The 22135-nt window shown below is 64.7% G+C and carries 22 protein-coding genes; 12 read left to right on the top strand and 10 right to left on the bottom strand.

All coding sequences use genetic code 11. From position 1 onward, the window contains the following. Positions 1 to 67 precede the first annotated feature (67 nt). The 3 genes from IM816_RS16755 to IM816_RS16745 are packed head-to-tail and all read right to left on the bottom strand — an operon-like array spanning position 68 to position 2496. Positions 68 to 787, bottom strand: a complete 720-nt coding sequence (locus tag IM816_RS16755) for a pseudouridine synthase (protein WP_250338954.1) — start codon at positions 785 to 787, stop codon at positions 68 to 70. Between the two features lie 6 nt (positions 788 to 793). Further along, on the bottom strand, positions 794 to 1567 hold the full coding sequence (locus IM816_RS16750) for an ABC transporter permease (RefSeq protein ID WP_250338953.1): 774 nt from the start codon (positions 1565 to 1567) through the stop codon (positions 794 to 796). Next, on the bottom strand, positions 1564 to 2496 hold the full coding sequence (locus IM816_RS16745; protein ID WP_250338952.1) for an ABC transporter ATP-binding protein: 933 nt from the start codon (positions 2494 to 2496) through the stop codon (positions 1564 to 1566). Before IM816_RS16745 ends, IM816_RS16750 begins: the two co-directional genes overlap by 4 nt. Positions 2497 to 2578: 82 nt before the next feature. Between IM816_RS16745 and IM816_RS16740 the strand changes: the two genes are divergently transcribed. The 5 genes from IM816_RS16740 (at position 2579) to IM816_RS16720 (ending at position 11025) form a co-directional block, all read left to right on the top strand. After that, positions 2579 to 3325, top strand: coding sequence for an FAD-binding oxidoreductase (locus IM816_RS16740; protein ID WP_250338951.1), 747 nt, complete (start codon positions 2579 to 2581; stop codon positions 3323 to 3325). A gap of 75 nt (positions 3326 to 3400) precedes the next feature. Then, positions 3401 to 4681, top strand: coding sequence for a peptidase MATCAP family protein (locus tag IM816_RS16735; protein ID WP_250338950.1), 1281 nt, complete (start codon positions 3401 to 3403; stop codon positions 4679 to 4681). A 240-nt stretch (positions 4682 to 4921) separates the two neighbouring features. After that, positions 4922 to 7222, top strand: a complete 2301-nt coding sequence (locus tag IM816_RS16730; RefSeq protein WP_305884067.1) for an NADP-dependent malic enzyme — start codon at positions 4922 to 4924, stop codon at positions 7220 to 7222. A gap of 657 nt (positions 7223 to 7879) precedes the next feature. Then, complete coding sequence (aceE, locus tag IM816_RS16725; protein ID WP_250338949.1) at positions 7880 to 10573, top strand: pyruvate dehydrogenase (acetyl-transferring), homodimeric type; 2694 nt, start codon at positions 7880 to 7882, stop codon at positions 10571 to 10573. Between the two features lie 119 nt (positions 10574 to 10692). Beyond that, positions 10693 to 11025: a DUF4377 domain-containing protein gene (locus tag IM816_RS16720; protein ID WP_250338948.1), complete on the top strand. Its 333-nt coding sequence runs from the start codon at positions 10693 to 10695 to the stop codon at positions 11023 to 11025. Positions 11026 to 11312: 287 nt separating this feature from the next. Here the strand turns inward: IM816_RS16720 and IM816_RS16715 are convergent, their stop codons facing one another. The 4 genes from IM816_RS16715 to IM816_RS16700 all read right to left on the bottom strand — a co-directional run bounded on the left by IM816_RS16715 (position 11313) and on the right by IM816_RS16700 (position 15155). Continuing rightward, positions 11313 to 11642, bottom strand: coding sequence for a hypothetical protein (locus IM816_RS16715; protein WP_072323866.1), 330 nt, complete (start codon positions 11640 to 11642; stop codon positions 11313 to 11315). A gap of 92 nt (positions 11643 to 11734) precedes the next feature. Continuing rightward, complete coding sequence (locus tag IM816_RS16710; protein WP_250338947.1) at positions 11735 to 12418, bottom strand: glutathione S-transferase; 684 nt, start codon at positions 12416 to 12418, stop codon at positions 11735 to 11737. 116 nt (positions 12419 to 12534) lie between these two features. Beyond that, the gene (locus tag IM816_RS16705) at positions 12535 to 13833 is read right to left on the bottom strand and encodes a thioredoxin family protein (RefSeq protein WP_250338946.1); all 1299 of its coding nucleotides are present in this window, start codon (positions 13831 to 13833) and stop codon (positions 12535 to 12537) included. Between the two features lie 62 nt (positions 13834 to 13895). Next, positions 13896 to 15155, bottom strand: a complete 1260-nt coding sequence (locus IM816_RS16700) for an MFS transporter (protein ID WP_250338945.1) — start codon at positions 15153 to 15155, stop codon at positions 13896 to 13898. 120 nt (positions 15156 to 15275) lie between these two features. On the opposite strand from IM816_RS16700, the gene IM816_RS16695 reads away from it, so the two are divergent. Then, the gene (locus IM816_RS16695) at positions 15276 to 15983 is read left to right on the top strand and encodes an outer membrane protein assembly factor BamD (RefSeq protein ID WP_250338944.1); all 708 of its coding nucleotides are present in this window, start codon (positions 15276 to 15278) and stop codon (positions 15981 to 15983) included. Between the two features lie 34 nt (positions 15984 to 16017). Here the strand turns inward: IM816_RS16695 and IM816_RS16690 are convergent, their stop codons facing one another. Together IM816_RS16690 and IM816_RS16685 are read right to left on the bottom strand one after the other, a co-directional pair. Continuing rightward, entirely contained in the window at positions 16018 to 16839 is an 822-nt protein-coding gene (locus tag IM816_RS16690) for a ferritin-like domain-containing protein (RefSeq protein ID WP_250338943.1), read from the bottom strand. A 73-nt stretch (positions 16840 to 16912) separates the two neighbouring features. Then, on the bottom strand, positions 16913 to 17326 hold the full coding sequence (locus IM816_RS16685) for a universal stress protein (RefSeq protein WP_250338942.1): 414 nt from the start codon (positions 17324 to 17326) through the stop codon (positions 16913 to 16915). 191 nt (positions 17327 to 17517) lie between these two features. Here IM816_RS16685 and IM816_RS16680 point away from each other — a divergent pair, with 191 nt between their 5' ends. The 5 genes from IM816_RS16680 to IM816_RS16660 all read left to right on the top strand — a co-directional run bounded on the left by IM816_RS16680 (position 17518) and on the right by IM816_RS16660 (position 20445). Next, complete coding sequence (locus IM816_RS16680; RefSeq protein ID WP_250338941.1) at positions 17518 to 17967, top strand: hypothetical protein; 450 nt, start codon at positions 17518 to 17520, stop codon at positions 17965 to 17967. Positions 17968 to 18095: 128 nt separating this feature from the next. After that, on the top strand, positions 18096 to 18623 hold the full coding sequence (locus IM816_RS16675; RefSeq protein WP_250338940.1) for a peroxiredoxin: 528 nt from the start codon (positions 18096 to 18098) through the stop codon (positions 18621 to 18623). After that, positions 18623 to 19168 (top strand): hypothetical protein, encoded by a 546-nt coding sequence (locus tag IM816_RS16670; protein WP_250338939.1) that lies wholly within the window; start codon positions 18623 to 18625, stop codon positions 19166 to 19168. The genes IM816_RS16675 and IM816_RS16670 overlap by 1 nt, the downstream gene beginning before the upstream one ends. Before the next feature lie 56 nt (positions 19169 to 19224). Continuing rightward, positions 19225 to 19944 (top strand): DUF2884 family protein, encoded by a 720-nt coding sequence (locus tag IM816_RS16665; protein ID WP_250338938.1) that lies wholly within the window; start codon positions 19225 to 19227, stop codon positions 19942 to 19944. A 66-nt stretch (positions 19945 to 20010) separates the two neighbouring features. After that, positions 20011 to 20445: a PA2169 family four-helix-bundle protein gene (locus IM816_RS16660; protein ID WP_250338937.1), complete on the top strand. Its 435-nt coding sequence runs from the start codon at positions 20011 to 20013 to the stop codon at positions 20443 to 20445. 4 nt (positions 20446 to 20449) lie between these two features. Here IM816_RS16660 and IM816_RS16655 read toward each other — a convergent pair whose 3' ends face one another. Further along, positions 20450 to 20671 (bottom strand): hypothetical protein, encoded by a 222-nt coding sequence (locus IM816_RS16655; RefSeq protein WP_250338936.1) that lies wholly within the window; start codon positions 20669 to 20671, stop codon positions 20450 to 20452. 501 nt (positions 20672 to 21172) lie between these two features. Between IM816_RS16655 and IM816_RS16650 the strand changes: the two genes are divergently transcribed. After that, a complete protein-coding gene (locus IM816_RS16650) occupies positions 21173 to 22111 on the top strand; it encodes a response regulator (RefSeq protein ID WP_250340788.1) in 939 nt (312 codons plus the stop codon). The last annotated feature ends 24 nt before the right edge of the window (positions 22112 to 22135 follow it).

Here is a 22135-nt window from a genome sequence, read left to right as displayed (position 1 = left end):
GGACTAGGCCGTAAGCTCACTCAGGAGGGGGCGTCAGCCATGCCCGTGCTGCAGTAGGTGTTTGCTTCTACCACTGCGTGCGGCCGGGGAGGAGCCCTTGCAGCTCCGCCTCGGTAAGGTTCCGCCATTGCCCGGGCTTCAGATGGCCGAGTTTTACGTTGATGATGCGAACCCGGCGCAGCTGCGTCACACGATAGCCAAAGGCTGCGGCCATCAGGCGGATCTGCCGGTTGAGTCCCTGGGTAAGCACGATGGCGAAGCCGAACTTTGCGATCTTTCGCGTGCGGCATGGCTTGGTCATCTGGCCGTGAATCATCACGCCCTTGGCCATGCTTTTCAGGAATTCATCCGTCACCGGCTTGTTCACCGCCACGAGGTATTCCTTCTCGTGGTGGTTCTCGGCACGGAGAATCTCGTTGACGATGTCGCCGTTGCTGGTGAGCAGGATCAGCCCCTCGGAATCCTTGTCCAGGCGTCCGATCGGGAAGATGCGCTGCGGATGGTCCACGAAGTCGACGATGTTGCCGTCGACGGTGGTGTCTGTGGTGCAGGTGATGCCCACCGGCTTGTTGAGGGCGATGTAAACGCCGCGGCTCTTCGCCGGGCTGGCGATGAGCGTGCGTGCGACGATGACTTCGCCATCGACCTTGACGACGTCGCCTTCCAGCGCCTTCGCGCCCATGCCGACGACTTCGTCGTTGATGGTGACGCGGCCCGCGACAAGCAGGTCGTCTGCCTCGCGACGGGAGCAGAGGCCGGCTTCACTGATGTATTTGTTGACCCGCATCGTCCGTTACGAACGCAGGCCCACGCCGCGCGACAGCAGGCGCAGGGCGACAGCCGACAAGCCGACGACGAACACCAGCATGACCACGAACGCGGTGACGATGGGTACGTCGCTCACGCCGAGCACGCCGAAACGGAACGCGTTCACCATGTACAGGATGGGATTCACCATCGAGATGCTGCGCCACGGCTCGCCGAGCAGATCCACCGAGTAGAACACGCCACCCAGATAGGTCAGCGGCGTGAGCACGAAGGTCGGCACGAGAGCGATGTCGTCGAATTTCTTGGCGAATACGGCGTTCACGAAACCGGCCAGCGAGAACACGGTGGCGCCGAGGAGCACCGACAGGAACGTGATGATCGGATGGGCCACGTGCAGGTCGGTGAAGAACAGCGCGATGAGCAGTACCAGCGCGCCGACGATGACGCCACGCGTGACCGCGCCCAGCACGTAACCGAGCAGGATCACCCAATTGGGCATCGGAGAGACCAGCATCTCCTCGACGAAACGGCCGAACTTGGCACCGAAGAACGAGGACGAAATGTTGCCGTAGCTGTTCGTGATGATGCTCATCATGACCAGGCCGGGCACGATGTACTGCATGTAGGTGAAGCCATGCATCTCGCCGATGCGGCTGCCGATGAGCTTGCCGAAGATGACGAAGTACAGCGTCATCGTGATGGCGGGCGGGATCAGCGTCTGCGTCCAGATGCGCAGGATGCGCATGATTTCGCGGCGGACGATCGTACCGAGCGCGACGAGGTTGGTGGAGCCGCTCATGCCGCATTCTCCCGGCCGTGCTCGACCAGTCTGACGAACAGTTCCTCGAGACGGTTGGCCTTGTTGCGCATCGAGGTGACGGTGACGCCGTTTGCCGACAGTGCGGCGAACAGGGAGTTGAGATCGTGCGCTCGCGACATTTCCGCCTCGATGGTGCGATCGTCGATCTTGCGCAGGACCACGCCTGGAAGCTCCGGCAGCGATGCCGGCACGTCCGAGACGTCGAGCACGAAGGTTTCGACGTCGAGCGTGGCGAGCAGGCTCTTCATCGTCGTGTTCTTGACGATGCGGCCCTGGTCGATGATCGCGATGTTGCGGCAGAGCTGCTCGGCTTCCTCCAGGTAATGCGTGGTGAGGATCACCGTGGTGCCTGCGGCGTTGATGCCGCTGACGAACTGCCACATGGAACGGCGGATTTCGATATCCACGCCCGCGGTGGGTTCGTCGAGGATCAGCAGCTTCGGCTCGTTCATCATGGCGCGCGCGATCATCAGGCGGCGCTTCATGCCGCCGGAGAGCATGCGTGCCTGGTGGTGCGCCTTTTCCCACAGGCGCAGCTCTTTCAGGTACTTCTCCGCGCGCTCCGAGGCCTCGGCACGGCCGATGCCGTAGAAGCCCGCCTGGTTCACGCAAATGTCGAACGGCTTCTCGAACTGATTGAAGTTGATTTCCTGCGGCACCAGGCCGATCAGCCGCATGGCATCGCTGCGGTGCTTGTGAATGGACACCCCGAAGATCTCCGCGTCGCCCGACGAGGCGTTCACGAGAGAGGACAGGATGCCGATCAGGGTCGACTTGCCGGCGCCGTTGGGGCCCAGCAGGGCGAAGAAATCGCCCGGCTGGACGGTCAGGGAGACGCCCTTCAGGGCCTCCACGCCGTTGCCGTAGGTCTTGCGTAAATCGTTGACGTGTAAAGCAGGAGTGGTCATGGGCTGCGCCGGGATGACAAGCCGCCTATTATACCGGCCTTTGCTGCGGGGCTTCGTTCCCCAGCGTCAACAGAGACTTTCCATGGCAGAACAGTTCCCGCTCCGCCTCGTCGACAGCTTCATGCTCGCCCCGACGGTGCGCCACCTCGCTTTCGAGCGGGTGGACGGTCAGCCGCTGGCGTTCGTGCCGGGGCAGTTCCTCCAGGTGCACTTCAACTACGACGACGGCAAACCCACCAAGCGGAGCTACTCCGTGGGTACGGTGGGCGATGGCAGTGGCCCCGTTCAGCGCATCGAGATTGCGGTGAGCTACGTGGACGGCGGTGCCGCCACGAAGCTGCTTAGCGGTCTGGAGCAAGGCGACACGGTGGATGCGAGCGGCCCGTACGGGCGCTTCTGCCTCATGGACGGGGACACCAATCAGCGCTACATCCTCATTGCCACGGGCACGGGCGTCACGCCGTACCGGGCCATGCTGCCGCAGATCGAGAAGCTCATCGCCAGCCGCGGATGCCGTTTCGTGCTTCTTTACGGTGCCCGCAACGAGGGCGAACTGTTGTATGGCGAGGAATTCGAAGCGTTCGCACGTGCTAACGAGGGTTTCGTCTTCCATCCCTGCCTGTCCCGCGGCGCGCGTCCTAACCCGCGTCCGCACGATCGGCTGGGTTACGTGCAGGACATGCTGGCCGAGCTTGAGCCCGGTGGCACCGACGACATTGCCTACCTCTGCGGCAACCCGAACATGGTGGATGCCGCGTTCGCCGCGCTGAAGGATCACGGCCTTTCCGTGCAGCACATCCGCCGCGAAAAATACATTTCCTCGCGCTGACGCCACCCTGCGTGGCGGGCTTCATGACCCGCCGCCCGCGTTGAAGCGGCTTTCCCAGGGCTATAATCCGCCGCCATGCATGCCCCCGCCGCTTCGTCTTCCCTCTCGCCCGAGATGCGGCGCTACGCGGCGCTGGATCAGCGTCTTCTCGCGGCCGTCCGGTCCATTCGTATCCTGCCCACCGTGTCCTGGCCGGCGTCGGTGGAAGGGCGCCTGATCGAGGAATTCGGCGCCGGACGCCTCTCGATCCCCGATATTCGCTACCGCCCCCCGGTGCTGGACGACACCCGCGCCGAGCTGGATGCCATCGAGGCGGAGGCGGACGAGGACCATCCGATCGCCGAATACCTTCGCCGCACGGCCGAGTCCTGGCGGATTGCGACCGACATGCTGCACGCCGCAGGCACCGACGGTGTAACCACCGCCTCGATCGCGCTCTACGGCAAACCCGGCGACGCCATCCCCGGCAGCAATCGCAGCAATCTCGATGCCGCCCGCTACTTTGTCGACCTGGCTGACGAACTGGGCGCCGACCTCGACACCGAGGACGCGACGGGGACCATTCCTGCCGAGGAACTGCGCCAGGACATGGCCGAACGACTGGATGCCTTTTTCGCCCCCGGCATGATTTCGGTGGAAGTCGATCCAGAGCTGACCGCGAAGGCCGCAGCGGGTGCGACCCGCATCCGGCTGCGTGGCGGCGTGCGCTTCACGGAATACGACCGTCACCAGCTGCTGGCGCACGAGGCGTTCGTCCACTCGCTCACCGCGCTCAACGGACGCGAGCAACCCGTGCTCGCTTCGCTGGCCCGTACCTCGCCGCGCGTTACTGCGACGCAGGAAGGGTTGGCCGTCTTCGCCGAGCTCATGTCCGGCGCTATCGACATTTCCCGGCTGAAGCGCATCAGTCTGCGCATTCTCGCCATCGACATGGCCTTGAACGGCGCCGACTTCGTCGAGGTATTCCGCTACTTCCGCGCCTGCGGACAGAACGTGGCGGACAGCTTCCACTCCGCGCAGCGCGTATTCCGAGGCGTGCCGTTGACGGGTGGGTCCGCCTTCGCGAAGGACAATGTGTACCTGAGCGGCCTGCTCGCCGTGCATACGTTCTTCCGTTGGGCACTGCGGCAGCGCCGGTTGGATCTGTTGCGCAATCTTTTCGCGGGAAAGCTTGCCCTGCACGACGTGATGAGCCTCGAACCGCATTTCCAGACGGGCGACGTGGCTGTGCCGCGTTATCTCCCACCCTGGATGCAGCACGTGCATGGCCTGGCGGGAAAGCTGGCCTTCTCCCTCTTCGTCAACCATATCCACATGGCGGGCGTGGAAGCCGAGGAAATCTCCCTCGGTCTTTGATCCGCGCGGGCGAATTCGATCTCACGGCATACCCGACCGCATGGTCGCTCGCGGGCGTTCTGCACGCTCGCGGAGCACAGCCATGCCTGCGCGCGATAGGTCGAAATCGGTATCACTGCTTGTCGCAATGCAACACAGTGGAAGGGGCTGGGAGCGCAGGACGCGGTGCTAACATGCCGGGTCAATCGCCGGCCCAAGCCGCGTCAAGCCTTTCCCTTTCGCCGAATCGCACAGGATCCCATGGCCATTTCCGAGGAACTGAGGCAAGCCGCTCTCGAATATCACCGCCTTCCGCGCCCGGGCAAGATCAAGGTCACGCCGACCACGTCGTTGCTCACCCAGCGGGATCTGTCGCTTGCGTATTCGCCCGGCGTCGCCGCTGCGTGCGATGCGATCGTGGCAGACCCGCGAGCCGCTGCCGAACTGACCGCGCGCTCGAATCTCGTAGCGGTCATTTCCAACGGTACGGCCGTGCTGGGCCTCGGCAATATCGGCGCGCTCGCCGGTAAGCCGGTGATGGAAGGCAAGGGCGTGCTGTTCCAGAAGTTCGCCGGCATCGATGTCTTCGACATCGAGATCGACGAGACCGACCCGGACAAGCTGGTCGACATCATCGCCAGCCTGGAGCCGACCTTCGGCGGCATCAACCTCGAGGACATCAAGGCGCCGGAGTGCTTCATCGTCGAGCGCAAGCTGCGCGAGCGGATGAAGATTCCCGTCTTCCACGACGACCAGCATGGCACCGCGATCATCGTTGGCGCCGCGGTCATCAATGCGCTGCTGGTCACGGGCAAGAAGATCGAGGACGTGAAGCTCGCCACCACCGGCATGGGCGCCGCGGGCATTTCCTGTGTCGACATGCTCGTGACGCTGGGCATGCGGAAGGAAAACATCCTCGCGTTCGATCGCGACGGCGTGCTGCACACCGGCCGCACCGACCTCGATCCGGACAAGCAGCGCTATGCGCGCGATACCGACAAGCGCACGCTGGCCGAGATCGTCGAAGGCGCGGACATCTTCCTCGGCCTTTCGGCCGGCGGCATCCTGAAGCCGGAAATGGTCGCCACGATGGCGGACCGCCCCATCATCTTCGCGCTGGCCAATCCCAATCCGGAGATCCTGCCGGAAGACGCCAAGGCCGTGCGTCCCGATTGCATCATGGCCACCGGGCGCTCGGACTACCCGAACCAGGTCAATAACGCGCTGTGCTTCCCGTATCTGTTCCGCGGCGCGCTCGACGTTGGCGCCACGGTCATCAACGAGGCCATGAAGGTTGCCTGCGTGCAGGCGATCGCGGAGCTGGCACGGCGCGAATCGTCCGACGTGAGCGCCCGCGCCTATGGCGGCAAGCCGCCGAGCTTCGGCGCGGATTACCTGATTCCGCAGCCGTTCGACCCGCGCCTGCTGATCCAGCTCCCGCCGGCCATTGCGCAGGCGGCGATGGACTCCGGCGTCGCTGAGCGTCCGATCACCGATTTCCCTGCCTACGTCGAGAAGCTCACCAGCTTCGTGTTCCGCACCGGCCTGCTGATGAAGCCGGTGTTCGATCGCGCCAAGGCCGATCCGAAGCGGGTGGTCTACGCCGAGGGCGAGGAAGAAACCGTGCTGCGCGCCGTGCAGACGGTGGTGGACGAGGGTCTGGCCCGGCCGATCCTCGTAGGCCGTCCGGACGTCATCGAGAAGCGCATCGCGCGCGCCGGCCTGCGCCTCAAGCCTGGCGTCGATTTCGAAATGTGCAACATCCACTCCGACCCGCGTTTCGAGGCCTATTGGCGCCTCTACCACTCGATCATGGAACGCCGTGGGGTGACGCCCGCATCCGCCAAGGCGGTGGTGCGCTCGCGCCCGACCGTGATCGCCGCGCTGATGGTGGAGCGGGGTGAGGCGGACGCGATGATCTGCGGCCTCGTCGGCACCTACCAGAGCAAGCTCGATTACATCTGCGACATCATCGGTTTGGACGAAGGCATCGCCGAAGCGTCCGCCATGGCCGCGGTGGCGACCGAGAAGGGCACGTTCTTCTTTCTCGACACGTACGTGCAGGAAGACCCGAGCGCGGAGCAGATCGCCGAGGCGACCCTGCAGGCGTCGATTCGCCTCAAGCTGTTCGGTATCCAGCCGAAGATCGCGCTGCTGTCCAATTCCAACTTCGGTAGCCGCGAGACGCGCAATTCGCGCAAGATGCGCGCCGCATTGAACCTGATCCGCGAGCGCGCCCCGCGGCTCGAAGTGGAAGGCGAGATGCAGGCCGATGTGGCCCTGACGCCGGAACTGCGCGAGCGGATCTTTCCGAACTCGCGGTTGGAGGGCAAGGCCAATGTCTTCGTCTTCCCGAACCTGGACGCGGCCAATACGGCCTACAACATGGTCCGCGTGCTGTGCGACGGCGTGGTCATCGGGCCGATCCTCATGGGCGTGGCGAAGCCGGCCCACATCCTGACTCCGCAGGCCACGGTGCGCCGCGTGGTCAACATGACCTCGGTGGCGTGTGTGGAGGCGCAGATCCGCGCCGGTAAGCCGCGTACGGTCGTAAACGACTGAGTCGCGGCACGACCATCGCCAGCAGGCTGGCTCCCACCAAAGCGCAACCCGGTGGGAGCCAGCTTGTCGGGTGAGGGTCAACTTCTCGGATGTGAACCGGCTTGTTGGTGGGAGCCAGCCTGCTGGCGATCCGGCGAAGCCGGCAGATCCCCGTTGCGGAGGACCTGCTCCAGAAGGAATCCGGCTTCCGGGTGGGAGTCGACTTGTCGGATGGGAGCCCGCTTGTCGGTGGGAGCCAGCCTGCTGGCGATCCGGCGAAGCCGGCAGATCCCCGTTGCGGAGGGCTGGTTCAGAGGAGTCCGGCTTCCGGGTGGGAGTCGACTTGTCGGATGGGAGCCCGCTTGTCCGGTGGGAGCCAGCCTGCTGGCGATCCGGCGACAGCCGGCAGATCCCCGTTGCGGAGGGCTGGTTCAGAAGGAGTCCGGCTTCCGGGTGGGAGTCGACTTGTCGGATGGGAGCCCGCTTGTCCGGTGGGAGCCAGCCTGCTGGCGATCCGGCGACAGCCGGCAGGCTCGCCACATATCCCATTTGCCTCGATCCAAGCGCCCATACGGCCGCGTATCCGCGAACCTTGGGTTATCATGGAAAGGTTTTCCCGCCACCCCAGCGGCCTTCTTCAGTCCCCATGAGCGCGCGTCATGCGCGAGCGGAGCATCCATGGACCAGTTCGACGACATCCTGAACCAGGACCTCGACCCCACCGAAACCCGCGAGTGGGTCGAATCGCTCAACGCCGTCATCAATCACGATGGCACCGAGCGCGCGCATTTCCTGCTGGAACGGATGGTCGACTCCACCCGTCGCGCCGGTGGCTACCTGCCGTTCGATCCGACGACCGAGTACGTCAACACCATCCCGCCGCACATGGAAGCGCGCAGCCCGGGCGACGCCGCTCTCGAATGGCGCATCCGCTCGCTGATCCGCTGGAATGCGCTCGCCACGGTGGTGCGCGCCAACCGCAAGCCGGGCGACCTCGGCGGTCACATCTCCAGCTTCGCCTCGTCGGCCACGTTGTACGACGTGGGCTTCAATCATTTCTGGCGCGCTCCGAGCGCCGACCATCCGGGCGACCTGGTCTTCCACCAGGGCCACTCGGCACCCGGCGTGTATGCGCGCTCCTTCCTCGAAGGTCGCATCAGCGAAGACCAGCTCGACCTCTTCCGCATGGAAGTGGCCGGTAAGGGCCGTGGCCTGTCGTCCTATCCGCATCCGTACCTGATGCCGGATTACTGGCAGGTACCGACGGTGTCCATGGGTCTCGGTCCGATCCAGGCGATCTATCAGGCCCAGTTCTGGAAGTACCTGGAACATCGCGGCCTCATGCCGAAGACCGATCGCAAGATCTGGTGCTTCATGGGCGACGGCGAGTCGGACGAGCCGGAGTCGCTCGGCGCGATCTCGCTGGCGGGTCGCGAAGGCCTCGACAACCTCATCTTCGTCATCAACTGCAACCTGCAGCGTCTCGACGGTCCGGTGCGTGGCAACGGCAAGATCATCCAGGAACTGGAAGGTGTGTTCCGTGGCGCGGGCTGGAATGCGATCAAGGTCGTCTGGGGCAGCTACTGGGATCCGCTCCTTGCCCGTGACACCACCGGCAAGCTGCGCCAGCTCATGATGGAAACCGTCGACGGTGAGTACCAGGCGTGCAAGGCCTTCGGCGGCGCGTACACACGCGAGAAGTTCTTCGGCAAGTATCCGGAGACGGCAGCGCTCGTTGCGAACATGTCCGACGACGACATCTGGCGCCTGAACCGTGGCGGCCACGACCCGCACAAGGTGTACGCGGCGTACCACGCGGCAGTGAACACCACCGGCATGCCGACCGTGATCCTCGCCAAGACGGTGAAGGGCTACGGCATGGGCGCGGCGGGCGAATCGCAGAACCCCGCGCACAACCAGAAGAAGATGGATACCGAGGCCGTTCGCGCCTTCCGCGATCGCTTCAATATCCCGGTGCCCGACGACAAGCTGGACGAAGTGCCGTACTACCACCCGGGCAAGGACTCGGACGAAGTGCAGTACATGCTGGAGCGTCGCCGTGCGCTCGGCGGTTCGCTGCCGCAGCGTCGCCGCAAGGCGGACCAGTCGTTCAAGGCGCCGGCGCTCGACGCGTTCGACCAGATCACCAAGGGCACCGGCGATCGTGAGATCTCCACGACCATGGCCCTCGTTCGCGGCATGAACCTCATGCTGCGTGACAAGGAACTCGGTCCGCGCCTCGTCCCGATCGTGGCCGACGAAGCGCGGACGTTCGGTATGGAAGGCATGTTCCGCCAGATCGGCATCTACGCGCCGTTCGGGCAGAAGTATCGTCCGCAGGACGCCGACCAGCTGCTCTACTACCGCGAGGACCAGAAGGGCCAGGTGCTGCAGGAAGGCATCAGCGAGGCGGGCGGCATGAGCGCGTGGCTCGCGGCAGCCACCAGCTACAGCGTCAGCAACGTGGCGATGCTGCCGTTCTTCATCTATTACTCGATGTTCGGCTTCCAGCGCATCGGCGACCTCTGCTGGGCGGCGGGCGACATGCGCGCGCGCGGCTTCCTGATCGGCGGTACGTCGGGTCGCACCACGCTGAACGGCGAAGGCCTGCAGCATGAGGACGGCCATTCGCACCTGCTCTCCGGTGCGATCCCGAACGTCGTGTCCTACGATCCCACCTTCTCTTACGAATTGGCGGTGATCCTGCAGGACGGCACGCGCCGGATGATGCAGGAGCAGGAAGACGTCTACTACTACATCACGGTCATGAACGAGAACTATGCCCACCCCGATCTGCCGAAGGGGAGCGAGGAAGGCATCGTCAAGGGCATGTACCTGTTCAAGGACGGCGGTAAGGCCAAGAAGAACGAGCCACGCGTACAGCTCATGGGCTCGGGCACCATTCTTCGCGAGGTCATCGCGGCCGCGGAGCTGCTGGAGAAGGATTTCGGCGTCACCTCCGATATCTGGTCGGTGCCGAGCTTCTCGGAAGTGCGTCGCGAAGGCTTCGATGCCGAGCGCTGGAACCGCCTGCATCCGGAAGCGACGCAGCGCGTGCCGTATGTGACGGGGCTGCTGGCCGATCGCCAGGGTCCGGCCGTTGCCGCCACCGACTACGTGCGCGAGTTCGCCGACCAGATCCGCGCGTTCATGCCCGACGGCATGCGCTATACGGTGCTGGGCACGGACGGCTTCGGTCGCAGCGATACGCGTGCGAACCTGCGCGGGCACTTCGAAGTGGACCGCTACTGGATCGCACATGCGGCCCTTGCCGCGCTGGCGAAGGACGGCAAGGTCAACGCCAAGGACGTCAGCCGCGCCATCAAGGAATACAAGCTCGACGTCGACAAGCCCAATCCCATGACGGTCTGACGGCCGGGAGATGTGGGAAGACGAGGGCCGGGCGACCGGCCCTCGTCGTTTCCGCATCACACACCGTCCATGGACCGGCTGGTATCCCTTACCCGTTCACCGATCGCGGACCCCAACCCATGCGCCCATTCGCCTTTGCCGTCATCGCCGCCCTGTTGACGGGTTGTGCCACGTCGCCCAGCGACCACGGCTCCCGTTCCCGGCTCCTCTACGTCGCAGGCGCCAAGGCGCCGTGCACGAATGGCGCCACCAAAGCAGAGTGCCTGCAATACCGCGAACAGCCCAACGAGCCATGGCAGACGACCGCCGTGCCGATCGAAGACTTCGATTGGAAGCCGGGCAACGAATACCTGCTGAAGATCACCGAGGTCCATCCGAAGGGTGTGCCGCAGGATGCGCCGGCTGTGCGCTGGCACGTGGACAAGGTGGTCGAACAGCATCCGGTGCCCTGAACGCCGACGCGGCACGATCGGTAAAGGTGCTTCGCGATTTGCGAGTAGGCCAACACTGAGGCGCTCTTGTAGGAGCCGCCACGGCGGCGAGGGAAGGCTTGCCTCACCGTTCCTCGCTGGTTTCCCGCGTCGCCGCTCTGTTGGCTCCTCGCCGCCATGGCGGCTCCCACAACACCGCCCCGTTGGCTTTTAGCACCAGGGTGGCTCCCACAACAAAAAAAGGCCGGGATTGCTCCCGGCCTTCGCCTGCACCGCCGCAGGCCCTCATTAATCGTTGTCGCTATCGCTCAGTCGTCGTCGCGCAGCGCGTGGCGAATCAGCAGGAACGTACCGATGGCGGCGGCCGCGATACCGATGGCGACGCCCGGGTTGCGACGCACCTGCTTGCGCAGCTTGCGGTACTGGTACGTGGCCTCGTCGGCGACGTCCTCGGCCATATAGCGGATGCGCTGGCCGTTGCCGTTCGTGCGCTTGGCAAGCTTTCCGGTGACCCGACGGCTCCGTTCGAGCAGATCGTTACCGACGCTCGATGCCTCATCGGCATAGTGGCGAACGCGGCCGGACACCCCGTTCACGGCGCTCTCGACCTGGCGGGCGAATTCGCGATTTCTGCTCATTGGAAGGCTCCCTAGACGTTTGCGGTCGTAACGACTTTGCGGTCGGCCCCGTGAGGACGGTGTAAAAGGCGGGCGGCGGATTGAGCAGGGGTTCAGCGTGCCGGCTTGGCGACCAGGTCGTAGTCGCCAGCGCGTTCCAGCGCCGCCCGATAGGCGGGCCTCGCATGGATACGTTCGAGGAAACCGAGCAGCCCGGGACGCGTGGCGTCGAGACCGCCGCGGCTGACGGCCGCTTCGAGCGGGAAGCTCATCTGGATGTCCGCCGCGGTGAACGCATCTCCCGCGAACCAGCCCGTCTTGCCGATTTCGCTCTCCATGTAATCGAGATGCAGGGTGAGCTGGGGATCGACGAAGCTCTTCTGCGCACCACGCGCCAGCATGCGTGCAATGGGCTTGGCGAAGAACGGAACGGGGGCGGACTCCATGCGCAAGAACACGAGCTTCAAGAGCAGGGGCGGCATGGCGGAGCCCTCTGCGTAGTGCATGAAATAATCGAAGCGTCGCGCATCGGCCGTGCCCGGTGAGGGACGCAGGCGACCCTCGCCATAGCGATCGAGCAGGTAGGTGACGATCGCGCCCGACTCGGCCACGGTCACGTCGCCATCCACGACGACAGGCGATTTGCCGAGCGGATGTACTTCGCGCAGTGCCTTGGGCGCCAGCATCGTCTTCGGATCGCGCTGATAGCGCACGATCTCGTAGGGCAGGCCGAGTTCTTCCAGCAACCAGAGCACGCGCTGCGAGCGCGAGTTGTTCAGGTGGTGAACGACGATCATGACAGCTCCGGAGCGGGGGACCGGAACAGCGTAGCAGTGTGTCCCGGCCGCGCACCATGGACGCGGCGCATCCGCACTGTCCTGGGGCCGCCCATCGCGGACGGCCCCAGGAGCGGTCAGGAGTTCAATGCATCCTGCAGCTTCTTCGCCTGTTCCGGAAAGGCCTTGCCCTGGGCGGCGACGGTCTTAGCGACCAGCTTGCGTGCCTCGTCATCGCGATGGAGCGCACGCAGCGCTTTCACCCGGAAGCTCGCCACAGTGATCTCGTTGGCGCCATAGGCCTTCTTCGCCGCGGCTTCGAGATACGGAAGCCCCTCGGCAGCCTTGCCCGCTTCGACAAGTCGACGACCATAGCGATAGTTGTAGACGTAGTCGTCCGGATAGGCGGCGATCAACTGCTTCTCCAGCGTGTCGAGTTCGTCGCCTGCCTTGGCACGCACGAGGTACACGCGCAGGTTGTCGGCCAGGTTGCGATCGCTGCGCAGGTCGCCATGCAACCGGTCGCGGCTGAGATCGATCGCCTTGCGCAGCACGGCCTGTTCCGCGGCGTGGTCGTCGAGTGCCGCGTCGAGATCCGCTGCTGTCAGCACAGCGCTGCGTTGATCGGCGCATGCGGGCGATGCTGTGAACACCTGCGTGTCGAGGAACTGCTCATACGGGGCCTTCTGCGGCTGGAGCAAGGCCTTGCGCGCATCCGCCGGTTGCGACGCGCTTGCGGAAACGAGGTCGTCGAGTACATACGGACGTTCGCACCCGATGTTGCCCGCGAGCACCTTCGTCGCGGCATCGATGATGCCCTTGTCGTCCTTCGCGCCATTGGCCTGCAGCAACAGAAGCCGCTGCTTCGCGAGCGCCACGCGCTTGTCCTTGTCCGATACGTTGCGCACCATCGGTGGCAGCGTGTCGAACCATGCCATGCCTTCCTTGCCTTCATAGCGCTGCTGGTAGGTGTCGAGCACGTCGGCGACCGCCGCCATGGAGCCCTTCGCCGCATCGGCCTTCTGCTTCGATAGCCGCGCGTCGCCGGAGAGAAGGGCGGCCACCTCGGGATAGAACGTTTCGCGCGGTCGCTCGGCGAGAATGCGGCCGAGTTCTTCGCCGTCCGGTCCGATCGCGACATAGGTCGGAAGGAAGTGGACGTTGAGTTTCTTCATCCAGGCCTGATCGGCGGGCTTGTCGGCGTCGGCTTCGTAGAACACGATCTTGGTATTGAGGTCGTCCCACTCCTTGCCGTTCAGCACGTGGCTCGCCATGTAGTAGCAGGAGTAACACCACACGGCCTGGAAATCGATCAACACCGGCTTGTGCTCGCGCTTGCCCTGGGCGAGCGCTGCGTCGAGGCTGGCAGGGCCGTCATGGGCGGCATGGGCGGTCGCGACGAAGGCGACGAGGGCGGCGGCAAGCAGGCGCTTCATGGTGGCTGACTTCCCCTTTGGCGGTATAGACGTCCACCTAATAACACGTTTGTGGCGCCGTGTCAGATCGTGCCGCTGGCGCCCTCGACCGGTTCGGGAGCCGATACCAGGCCCTGGCGGCGACGCAGGGAGGGGAACCACCACATCCAGAGTGCCACGACCACCAGCGTGCCGATGCCGCCGACCAGGGTGGCGTTCACCGCGCCAACGGCCGCGGCGAGCAGCCCGGATTCGAACTCGCCGAGCTGGTTGGAGGTGTTGATGAAGATGGCGTTGACCGCGCTGACGCGGCCGCGCATGTCGTCCGGGGTTTCCAACTGCACGAGCGCGCCGCGAATCACCATGCTGACCATGTCGAAGGCGCCCAGGGCGAACAAGGCGCCCACCGACAACCAAAGGTTCGTGGACAGGGCGAACACCAGCGTCGCGGCGCCGAAGCCGGCCACCGAGGCGAACATGATCGGCCCGACGCGCCGTTCCAGCGCATGTCGGGCCAGCCACAACGACATCAGCAACGCGCCCACGGCGGGCGCGGCGCGCAGGACGCCGAGACCCCAGGGCCCGGTGTGCAGGATGTCCTTGGCGAAGATCGGCAGGAGCGCCGTGGCGCCGCCGAGCAGCACGGCGAACAGATCGAGCGAGATCACGCCGAGGACGGCAGGGCGGTGGCGGATGAAATGGACGCCGGCAAACAGCGTCTTCAACGTGGCTGGTTCGCGGCGTGGCGGCATGTGGTCGTACGCCAGCCGCGACATCAGCACCAGTGCCACGAGGTAGAGCCCTGCCGAGACGCCGTAGACCGTTCCGGCGCCGGCCACATAGAGCAGGCCGCCCAGAGCGGGTCCAGCGATCATCGCCGCCTGGCCCGCGGCGGCGTTGGCTGCCATGGCGCGCGGCAGTATCTGGATCGGCACCAGAGCAGGAAGCATGGATTGCAGGGCTGGGAACTCGAAGGTTTTTGCCAGGCTCACGACGAAGACCAGGCAGAGGATGCCAGTCTCGTTGAGGCGCCCGGATAGGCTGAATACGGCCAGCAGGGCGATGGCGACCCACTCGATGGCCTGGCAAACGGTAACGATGCGGCGCCGGTCGAACTGGTCCGCCACGTGCCCCGCAGGCAGGGCCAGAAGTACCGACGGCACGAATTGCACGAGGCCGATGAGGCCGAGGTCGAGGGCGCGATGGGTCAACTCGTAGATCTGCCAGCCTACCGCTACGGACATCATCTGAAAGCCGAAGCTCGACGCGTTTTTTGCGAACCAGAACTGTACGAAGGCGCGATGGCGGAACAGCGAGGTCGCGTCGGGGGAGGTGGACGACATAGGCGATCCTTGGGCAAGCGCGGATTTTACGCCGCGTCGTTGGCAGCGCGGTTGTTCGCAAATTGATCCGCGCTGCCCTATCGGCGAAGCTAGGGTTTTCCGCTCTGGGAGCGCAAGATCATGCGCCGTATCGCGATTCTTCTGGCCAGCCTCGCCCTGGTATCCGCCTGTTCGTCACCGCAGGACCAGCAAGCGGCGCAGGCGCCCGCGGCCGACAACCCGGCGAACGAGGCAGCCAAGAAACTCGAGACCTATCAGCAGCTCCTGAAACTGCACAACGATGGTCCTGCCGTGCAGTTGGGTCACGAGATCGTCGACAAATACCCCGATACGCCTGCGGCCGCCGAGGTGAAGAAGACCCTCGACGAACTGGAGGCCAACTACAAGGCGGCCAGCGAAAAGACCCGGCTCGCGGCGCTGTGGCTCTACCAGACCTCGCCGATGCAGGGCGGCACGCAGAGTACCGCCACGATCCAGTCGACCCGCCCCAACGGCGAACAGACGGTGCGCCTGATCCTGCGCAGGCATACGGCATGGGGGCAGAGCGTGTTTCTCTATGCAACGACCGGGAAGGGCTTTGTCTGCCAGGGCGATTGCTCGCTCAAGGCCACCTTCGACGGCAAGCCGAAGACGATCAAGGCGTTCCGCCCGCCGACCGGCGAGCCGGCGCTGCTGTTTCGCAATGACGCGGCCTTCCTGAAGGATCTGGCGAAAACGAAACGGCTGACCATCGACGTCGTGACGGTCAGCCGCGGTGAAACCACACTCGTGTTCGAGACAGGCGGTTTCGACCCGGAGAAATGGGCGCCATTGCCGAAGAAGAAGTAGCAAGGGTGACGGTGCGGCGCGCACGCCGCACCGATCAATGCAGGAACAGCTTTTCGGTGATCCGCGTCAGTGGCCATTCCAGCATGGCATTCAACCGCGGCGGCAGGTCCAGCGGCCGCAGCAGCATCTTCACCGTCATTTCGGCGGGGATATGGCGCTTCAACAGCCCTTCGGCCTTAGAGGTCACGCGGCGGAAAGCCACATCGTCCTGCGCCTGCTCGGGATAACGCACGTTGAAGACGTGGCGCAGCGCGATGTCGCTGTCTTCGTTCTTGATTTCGCGCAGGCGCTTCACGAGCGTGCGGAGCGTGCTCATGCGGCCAATGCCGTCCCGCTCGCGATAGATGCGGAAGTGCTGATAGAAGTGCTTGTAATGCCGCACCTCGTCGCTCTTGATGTAGTTGGTCAGTTCGCGCAGCACGGGCTCGTCGGTGACATCGTTGAGCGCGCGATAGAGGCTGGCGGTGCCGGTCTCCACCACGCAGCGCGCAGCGAGTTCGAGGCCGCGATTCGGCTCCAGTTCCTCCGACGTGCATACCGACCCGTAGTGCGCGAAGAAGCTCTTGAAGCCGGCATCCCAATCGAACTCGGGCCAGACGTGTTGCACATAGGCAGCGAGCGCGCGGCCGTGCTGCAGTTCCTCGTGCTCCCAGTGGTCGCGAAGCCAGCCCTGCAGTTCGTCGTCGCCAGCGAAGTGGTCGACGAGGTTGTGCGTGTACAGGTCCGAGCCGCTTTCGACGAAGGACGAACTGCACAGGAGAAAAAAGAGGTCTTCGTTGTGCCTGACCTTCTCGATGTCGATCCGCGAGAGGTCCAGTTTTTCAAGCGTCCATGGCAAGGTGGCGGCGTAGCTCACTGCGAGTGTTCCTCGATCGCTTTGTCGTGTCGCCCCCGGCGGGCAATGACGGGATTGTGACAAAGCCGGGCTTCTAACGCACCACGGTCACGGGCACGTGGGCCTTGGCGAGGACGTCCGTCGAGGTCGAGCCGACCAGCCAGCGGGCCAGGGCGCCCCGTTCCGTGTGGCCGATCACGATGTGGTCCACGCCGTGTTGAGCCACATAGGAGAGCAGGGCGTCGCCTGGGCTGCCATGCACGAGCGCCACCTCGACCGGGACGCCCGGATCGGGTTGCAAGGCAGCCACCTCTTCGCGCAGGCCGTTGAGCCGGTCCTCACCCACGCCCGCCATCATGAGGGCGGAGGTGTCCGCGCCGTTCTCCCACTGCATGACCGAAACCACATGTACCGCCGCACCGGCGCAGGCGGCCAGGTCCAGCGCGAGGAGATACGCGCGACGGGCGGTCTCGGAGCCGTCGTAGCCGACCAGGATGTGCTTGGGCATGGCGGGGTCCTCGATAACGGGCTTGGGAAGATAGTAGGCCTACGACCCGGGCCAGGTAGCCGTGGTTCACGACCCATCGACCAATCCGTGTGCCGGCTGAATGCGCTTTAGGGCACTCCGTGTTTCTTCACATTCGTGAGTGGAGAATCCCTCTCGCAGTTTCCTGCCACCTTTCCAACGGAGAAACACACATGATCAAGCGCATCACGGGTATGGCCGCTCTGGCTCTGGCGGCGGCAGGTGCTTTCTCGGCGCAGCCGGCCAGCGCCGCCGAGGCGGGCACCAAGTGCCACATGACCTTCAGCACCAGCGGCTGGGCCGTCATCTACAAGCGCCTTGACGGCAAAGGCGTCGTGCGCTGCGACAACGGACAGACCGCCACCGTGATGATCCACGTTCGTGGCGGCGGCCTGACCGCTGGCAAGTACAGCATCGAGAACGGCAAGGGTGAGTTCACCAACGTCAAGAATATCAATGAGATCTTCGGCGATTACGCCACGGCCGGTGCCAATGCTGGCGCGGTGAAGAGCGCCGAGAGCCTTGCGATGACCAAGGGCGAGGTGTCCCTGGCTGTTACCGGCGTGGGCCGCGGCTTCAACCTCGGCGTGGACGTCAGCAACTTCGAGATTGCTCGCAAGTAAGCGATTCGAAAGAGCATGCAAGGGGGCGTCCTCCGGGGCGCCCCTTTTCTTTGCGCTGATGCCCGAACGCAACCGAAGCGACGCGGCGGGTACACTCACGCCATCCCACCCGTCCCTGAGGTTCCCCCATGCGTCGCCTCCTTACTCTCCTCGCGTTGTGCCTTGTCACCGCTTCTGCCTGGGCCGCGGCGCCCGCCGTGGGCGACAAGGCGCCCGATTTCCGCCTGCAGGACCAGAAGGGCGACTGGCACACCCTGGAAACGCACAAGGGTCAGTGGCTGGTGCTGTACTTCTACCCGAAGGACTTCACCGCCGGCTGCACCACCGAGGTCTGCACCTATCGCGATGACACTGCCAAGCTGCACAAGGCCGGTGCCGTGGTGCTTGGCGTGAGCCTGGACGACGTCAAGTCGCACAAGGAATTCGCCGAGAAGTACCACGTGCCGTTCCCGCTGCTGTCCGATGCCGACAGCGCCGTGGCGACGAAGTACGCCGTGCTTACGACGACGCCCATCGGCCTCAAATACGCCCGTCGCGAAACGTTCCTGATCGATCCCTCCGGCAAGATCGTCAAGATCTACAAGGACGTCGATCCCGAGAAGAACTCGGGTCAGGTTCTTGCCGACCTCGCCGAACTCCAGAAAGCGGGCGCCTGATGCTGTTCCCGGCAGCCAAGGGGGCCAAGCGCCATCGGCCGTTCGCGGCCTGGCGCATCGTGGTCTGGCTGGTCATGCTTCTGGCCGCAGCGGGTTTCGTGATCAACACGTACGCGTCGGTCGTCCTGGCTGGCGCGCTCGGGTCGGTGAGCGATGAGGCCATTGCCCAGGGTGCGAGTGATCCGCGAATCGGCATGGCGTGGTCGCTCGCCTATTCGCTGGCCGCCTTCGTGGTGATCGCGGTGGCACTGGGTACGCTGCGCTGGCGGGAGTGGGGGCGCCGCGCGATGCGTGCGGTAGCCCTGCTGCTGCTGGTCTGGTCGGCGTATACGGCCTGGGGAGCATTCGACCAATGGCAACAGCTCGGCGTGGTGCTCGGCCAGCCGGGTCTGCCTCCGGATATGCTTGCCTTTGGTCAGAAGCACCGGACGATCCTGCTGGTCGGCCTGCTCCTGAAAGCCGTCTCTGTTCCTATCCTCGGCTGGCTCGCCTGGGTTCTCGGCAGCGTCGGTGCGCGGCAGCAGTTCGCGCAACCGACCCTGTAGCGTTCAGCCGCTGTTCGCGGCCGGCCCGCTATCGAAGGCCTTTTCGGGGACGCACGATGACCGCACGCCTGCTTGCCTTTGCCATTGCCTGCTTTGCCATGGGTAGCGCGGGGGCCCAGGATCTCTCCACCACCTGCAGGGTGGCGAGCACCTACGACCTTACTGTCCAGCCCGATGCGCTCGTGTTCGAGAGGGCGGAGGTCGCGCCGCGCCGCATTCGCATGGACGATGGCGCACTGGAGGTCGACGGGCGACCTTTGGCGTTGCGACCCGACGAACAGGATCGCGTCGCTCTATTCGAGCGCAACGTTCGCGCCCTCGTCCCCAAGGCCAAGGCCATCGCGAGTGACGGTATCGATCTGGCGGCGCGCGCGGTGCGCGACGAGGCGGCCACCGCGGCCCCTGGCGCCGTCGCCAGCGGCGATCTGGACCGCGCGCTCAACAGCCGCGTGGCGGAGATCAAGCGGCGCATCGCCACCAGTCAAAGCACTCGCGATTGGCAGGAAGATGCGATGCGCGCCTACGCGCAAGAAATTGTGTCGGATGTAGGGCCGTTACTGACCCAGGACGTAGGCAGCGAGGGCGCGGCCGCCTTGCGCGACCGCGTCGCTTCAGTGTCTACCGGAGGGCAGGCGCGCGTTGTTGCTCGCGTGGAGGCGGCGCTCAAGCCGCGGATCCAGGCGCTATGCCCGTCGGTCCGCCAGCTGTTCGACCTGCAGTCGGGTTTGCACGATGCATCGGGCCGGCCCCTACAGCTTCTGGAGCCGGGCGAATGACCGCCCGCTGACCGAATTTGCCTGCGTTTAGGACCGGCTAAGTGCCGCCGGACTAAGGTCTGGCCCATGGAACGCACTTCGACCCGAGTGGTAAACGGCCTCATCAGGCGCGTGATTGCGGACCGTGACCTGTACCTGCAAGCCGCCCGCGGCGTCCGCGAACCCGGTCTCAAGGCCATCCTGGATGAATCCGCCGATGCGCTCACTGCCATCGCGAAGGAGCTTCAGGGCCAGGTGAGCGCTGCCGGCGTGCGACCAGCGACGGCGGGCGGCCCGATGAGCGGCGTGCGCCGAACGATCATGGAGGCCTCGGTCAAGCTCTCGCACGATCCTGACGTGACCTACATCCGTACGCTGGAGCAGATGGAGCGTCGACTGCTAGACGCGTTCCTCCGGTTGGAATCCACCTCGGGCGACCGCGCCATGGTGGGTCGTCACATCGCAAGACTCCGCCTGCTGCACTTGGACATGACGAACCTCGGCAGCGCCGCGGGGCGCTGATGGCTCACGCGACCTGACGCAGGTCGAGCAACGCCTGGTGCAGGTTCATGTCGGCGGACACGCGCACCGGGCAGGGCGCCATCAAGGTCTCGCGATCTGCAAAGAAATTCGCAAAGGCGATGGCGTCCGCCGCATCGGCGCGGACGGCGATCTGCATGCCTTCGCGAAAGATGCCCCACGTGTTGTCAAGCTGAGCGATGTGATAGTCGATGGTTTGTGGAAGCATGGCGTGCCCTCGTCGACGCCATCACGGCGCATGCATAACAGGATGGCGGCGCGCAACGCGCCGCGATATCGGAAAAGTCTGAAAAATGCATCCGTATTTGTGAGACGTTTCTCATTGAAAGGCCGCGTCGCGTTGCACGCGATCATTTGACATGGCTCGGTTAGGGGCCTGCAGCGTGTGCAGCCTAAGCACCGATACGCCACCTGCGCGGGGCAGCTGCGCGTTCGTCGACGTTCCTCGGCGATGGCTTGACGACGGTTCGAACGCTACGCGACGAGCCAGGCATGCCGTTGCATAGCGACTCGACATGGACAACCGCCTTGTCTTCCCTGAGGAAGCACTTCCGGCAGCAGATCGTGCGCGCCTCCAGCATCGGCGCACGCCGCGATGTAACGACGAGTGCGTCGCATGAGCGACACATTCGTGTCCGGAGCCCGCGGCCTGGTGTGAGGCGTCGGCGTCTTCGGTGTGCCTTTGGTGCACACGAATGCCGTGGTCAACATGATCGGCGCTACGTCGGCTGCCGCCCGAAACCTCAGCGAGATCGAGCGGTGTGCTGACAGGGCGAGCGGACTTTACCGAGCCGGTAACGCAATGCACCCCGTGATTGCTGCGCGCACGGCACGGGGCGTTGCAAGCGTGATCAGCGAAGCAATCGCAACGGTTGAGATGCGTAATGTTCTCAATGATGCCGTGGCGCATCTTCGACCACGTACGAATGTTTACTGTAATCTCCGCGTTGCACGACGAGTAACACATCTCATGGATGGCGGGCGCATCATTCCGCCGGCGAGGAAAGACATGCTTCTGCGCACGATCATTGCCGACGACCATCCCGTAGTCCTGATGGGCACCCGTGCGGCGCTAGAGGCGGCAGGTGACATCGAGGTAGTGGGCGAGGCGGCCAATGGAGACCAACTCGTCGATCTGCTGGCGTCTCGTCCGTGCGACGTGATCGTGACCGATTTTTCGATGCCCGGCGGCCGACACGGCGATGGTCTTTCGCTCATCGATCTCATCCGGCGTCGTTATCCGCGCCTCCCCGTCGTCGTGCTGACGATGGTCAACAATGCCGCAGTGCTGCAGGCGATGCGCGCGCGTGGCGCGCTCGGTCTTTGCGACAAGCGCGCGCCGCTCAAGGAAGTGGCGGTGGCGGTGCGGCATGCGGCAGCCGGGCGTGCCTATCTCAGTGAAACGATCCGTCGGCAATTCGATCAGGCCGGTGTGCAAAGCACCGCCGACACGGCGCGATTGTCGGCGCGCGAAATCGAGGTGGTTCGTCTATACGTCAGCGGTATGTCGATTACGCAGATTGCCGATCGCCTGAGTCGTAGCGTCAAGACCGTGAGTCGGCAGAAGCGCGACGCTATGCGCAAGCTTGGAATCGATCACGACAGTCGCCTGTCGGAGTACGCCCGCGAGCGGGGCCTCTCGTCCTGACCCTGCCGGAAGTCACGGGGTGAC

Source organism: Luteibacter flocculans (assembly GCF_023612255.1).
Lineage (GTDB): Bacteria > Pseudomonadota > Gammaproteobacteria > Xanthomonadales > Rhodanobacteraceae > Luteibacter > Luteibacter flocculans.
This window is presented reverse-complemented; position numbering and strand designations above follow the sequence as displayed.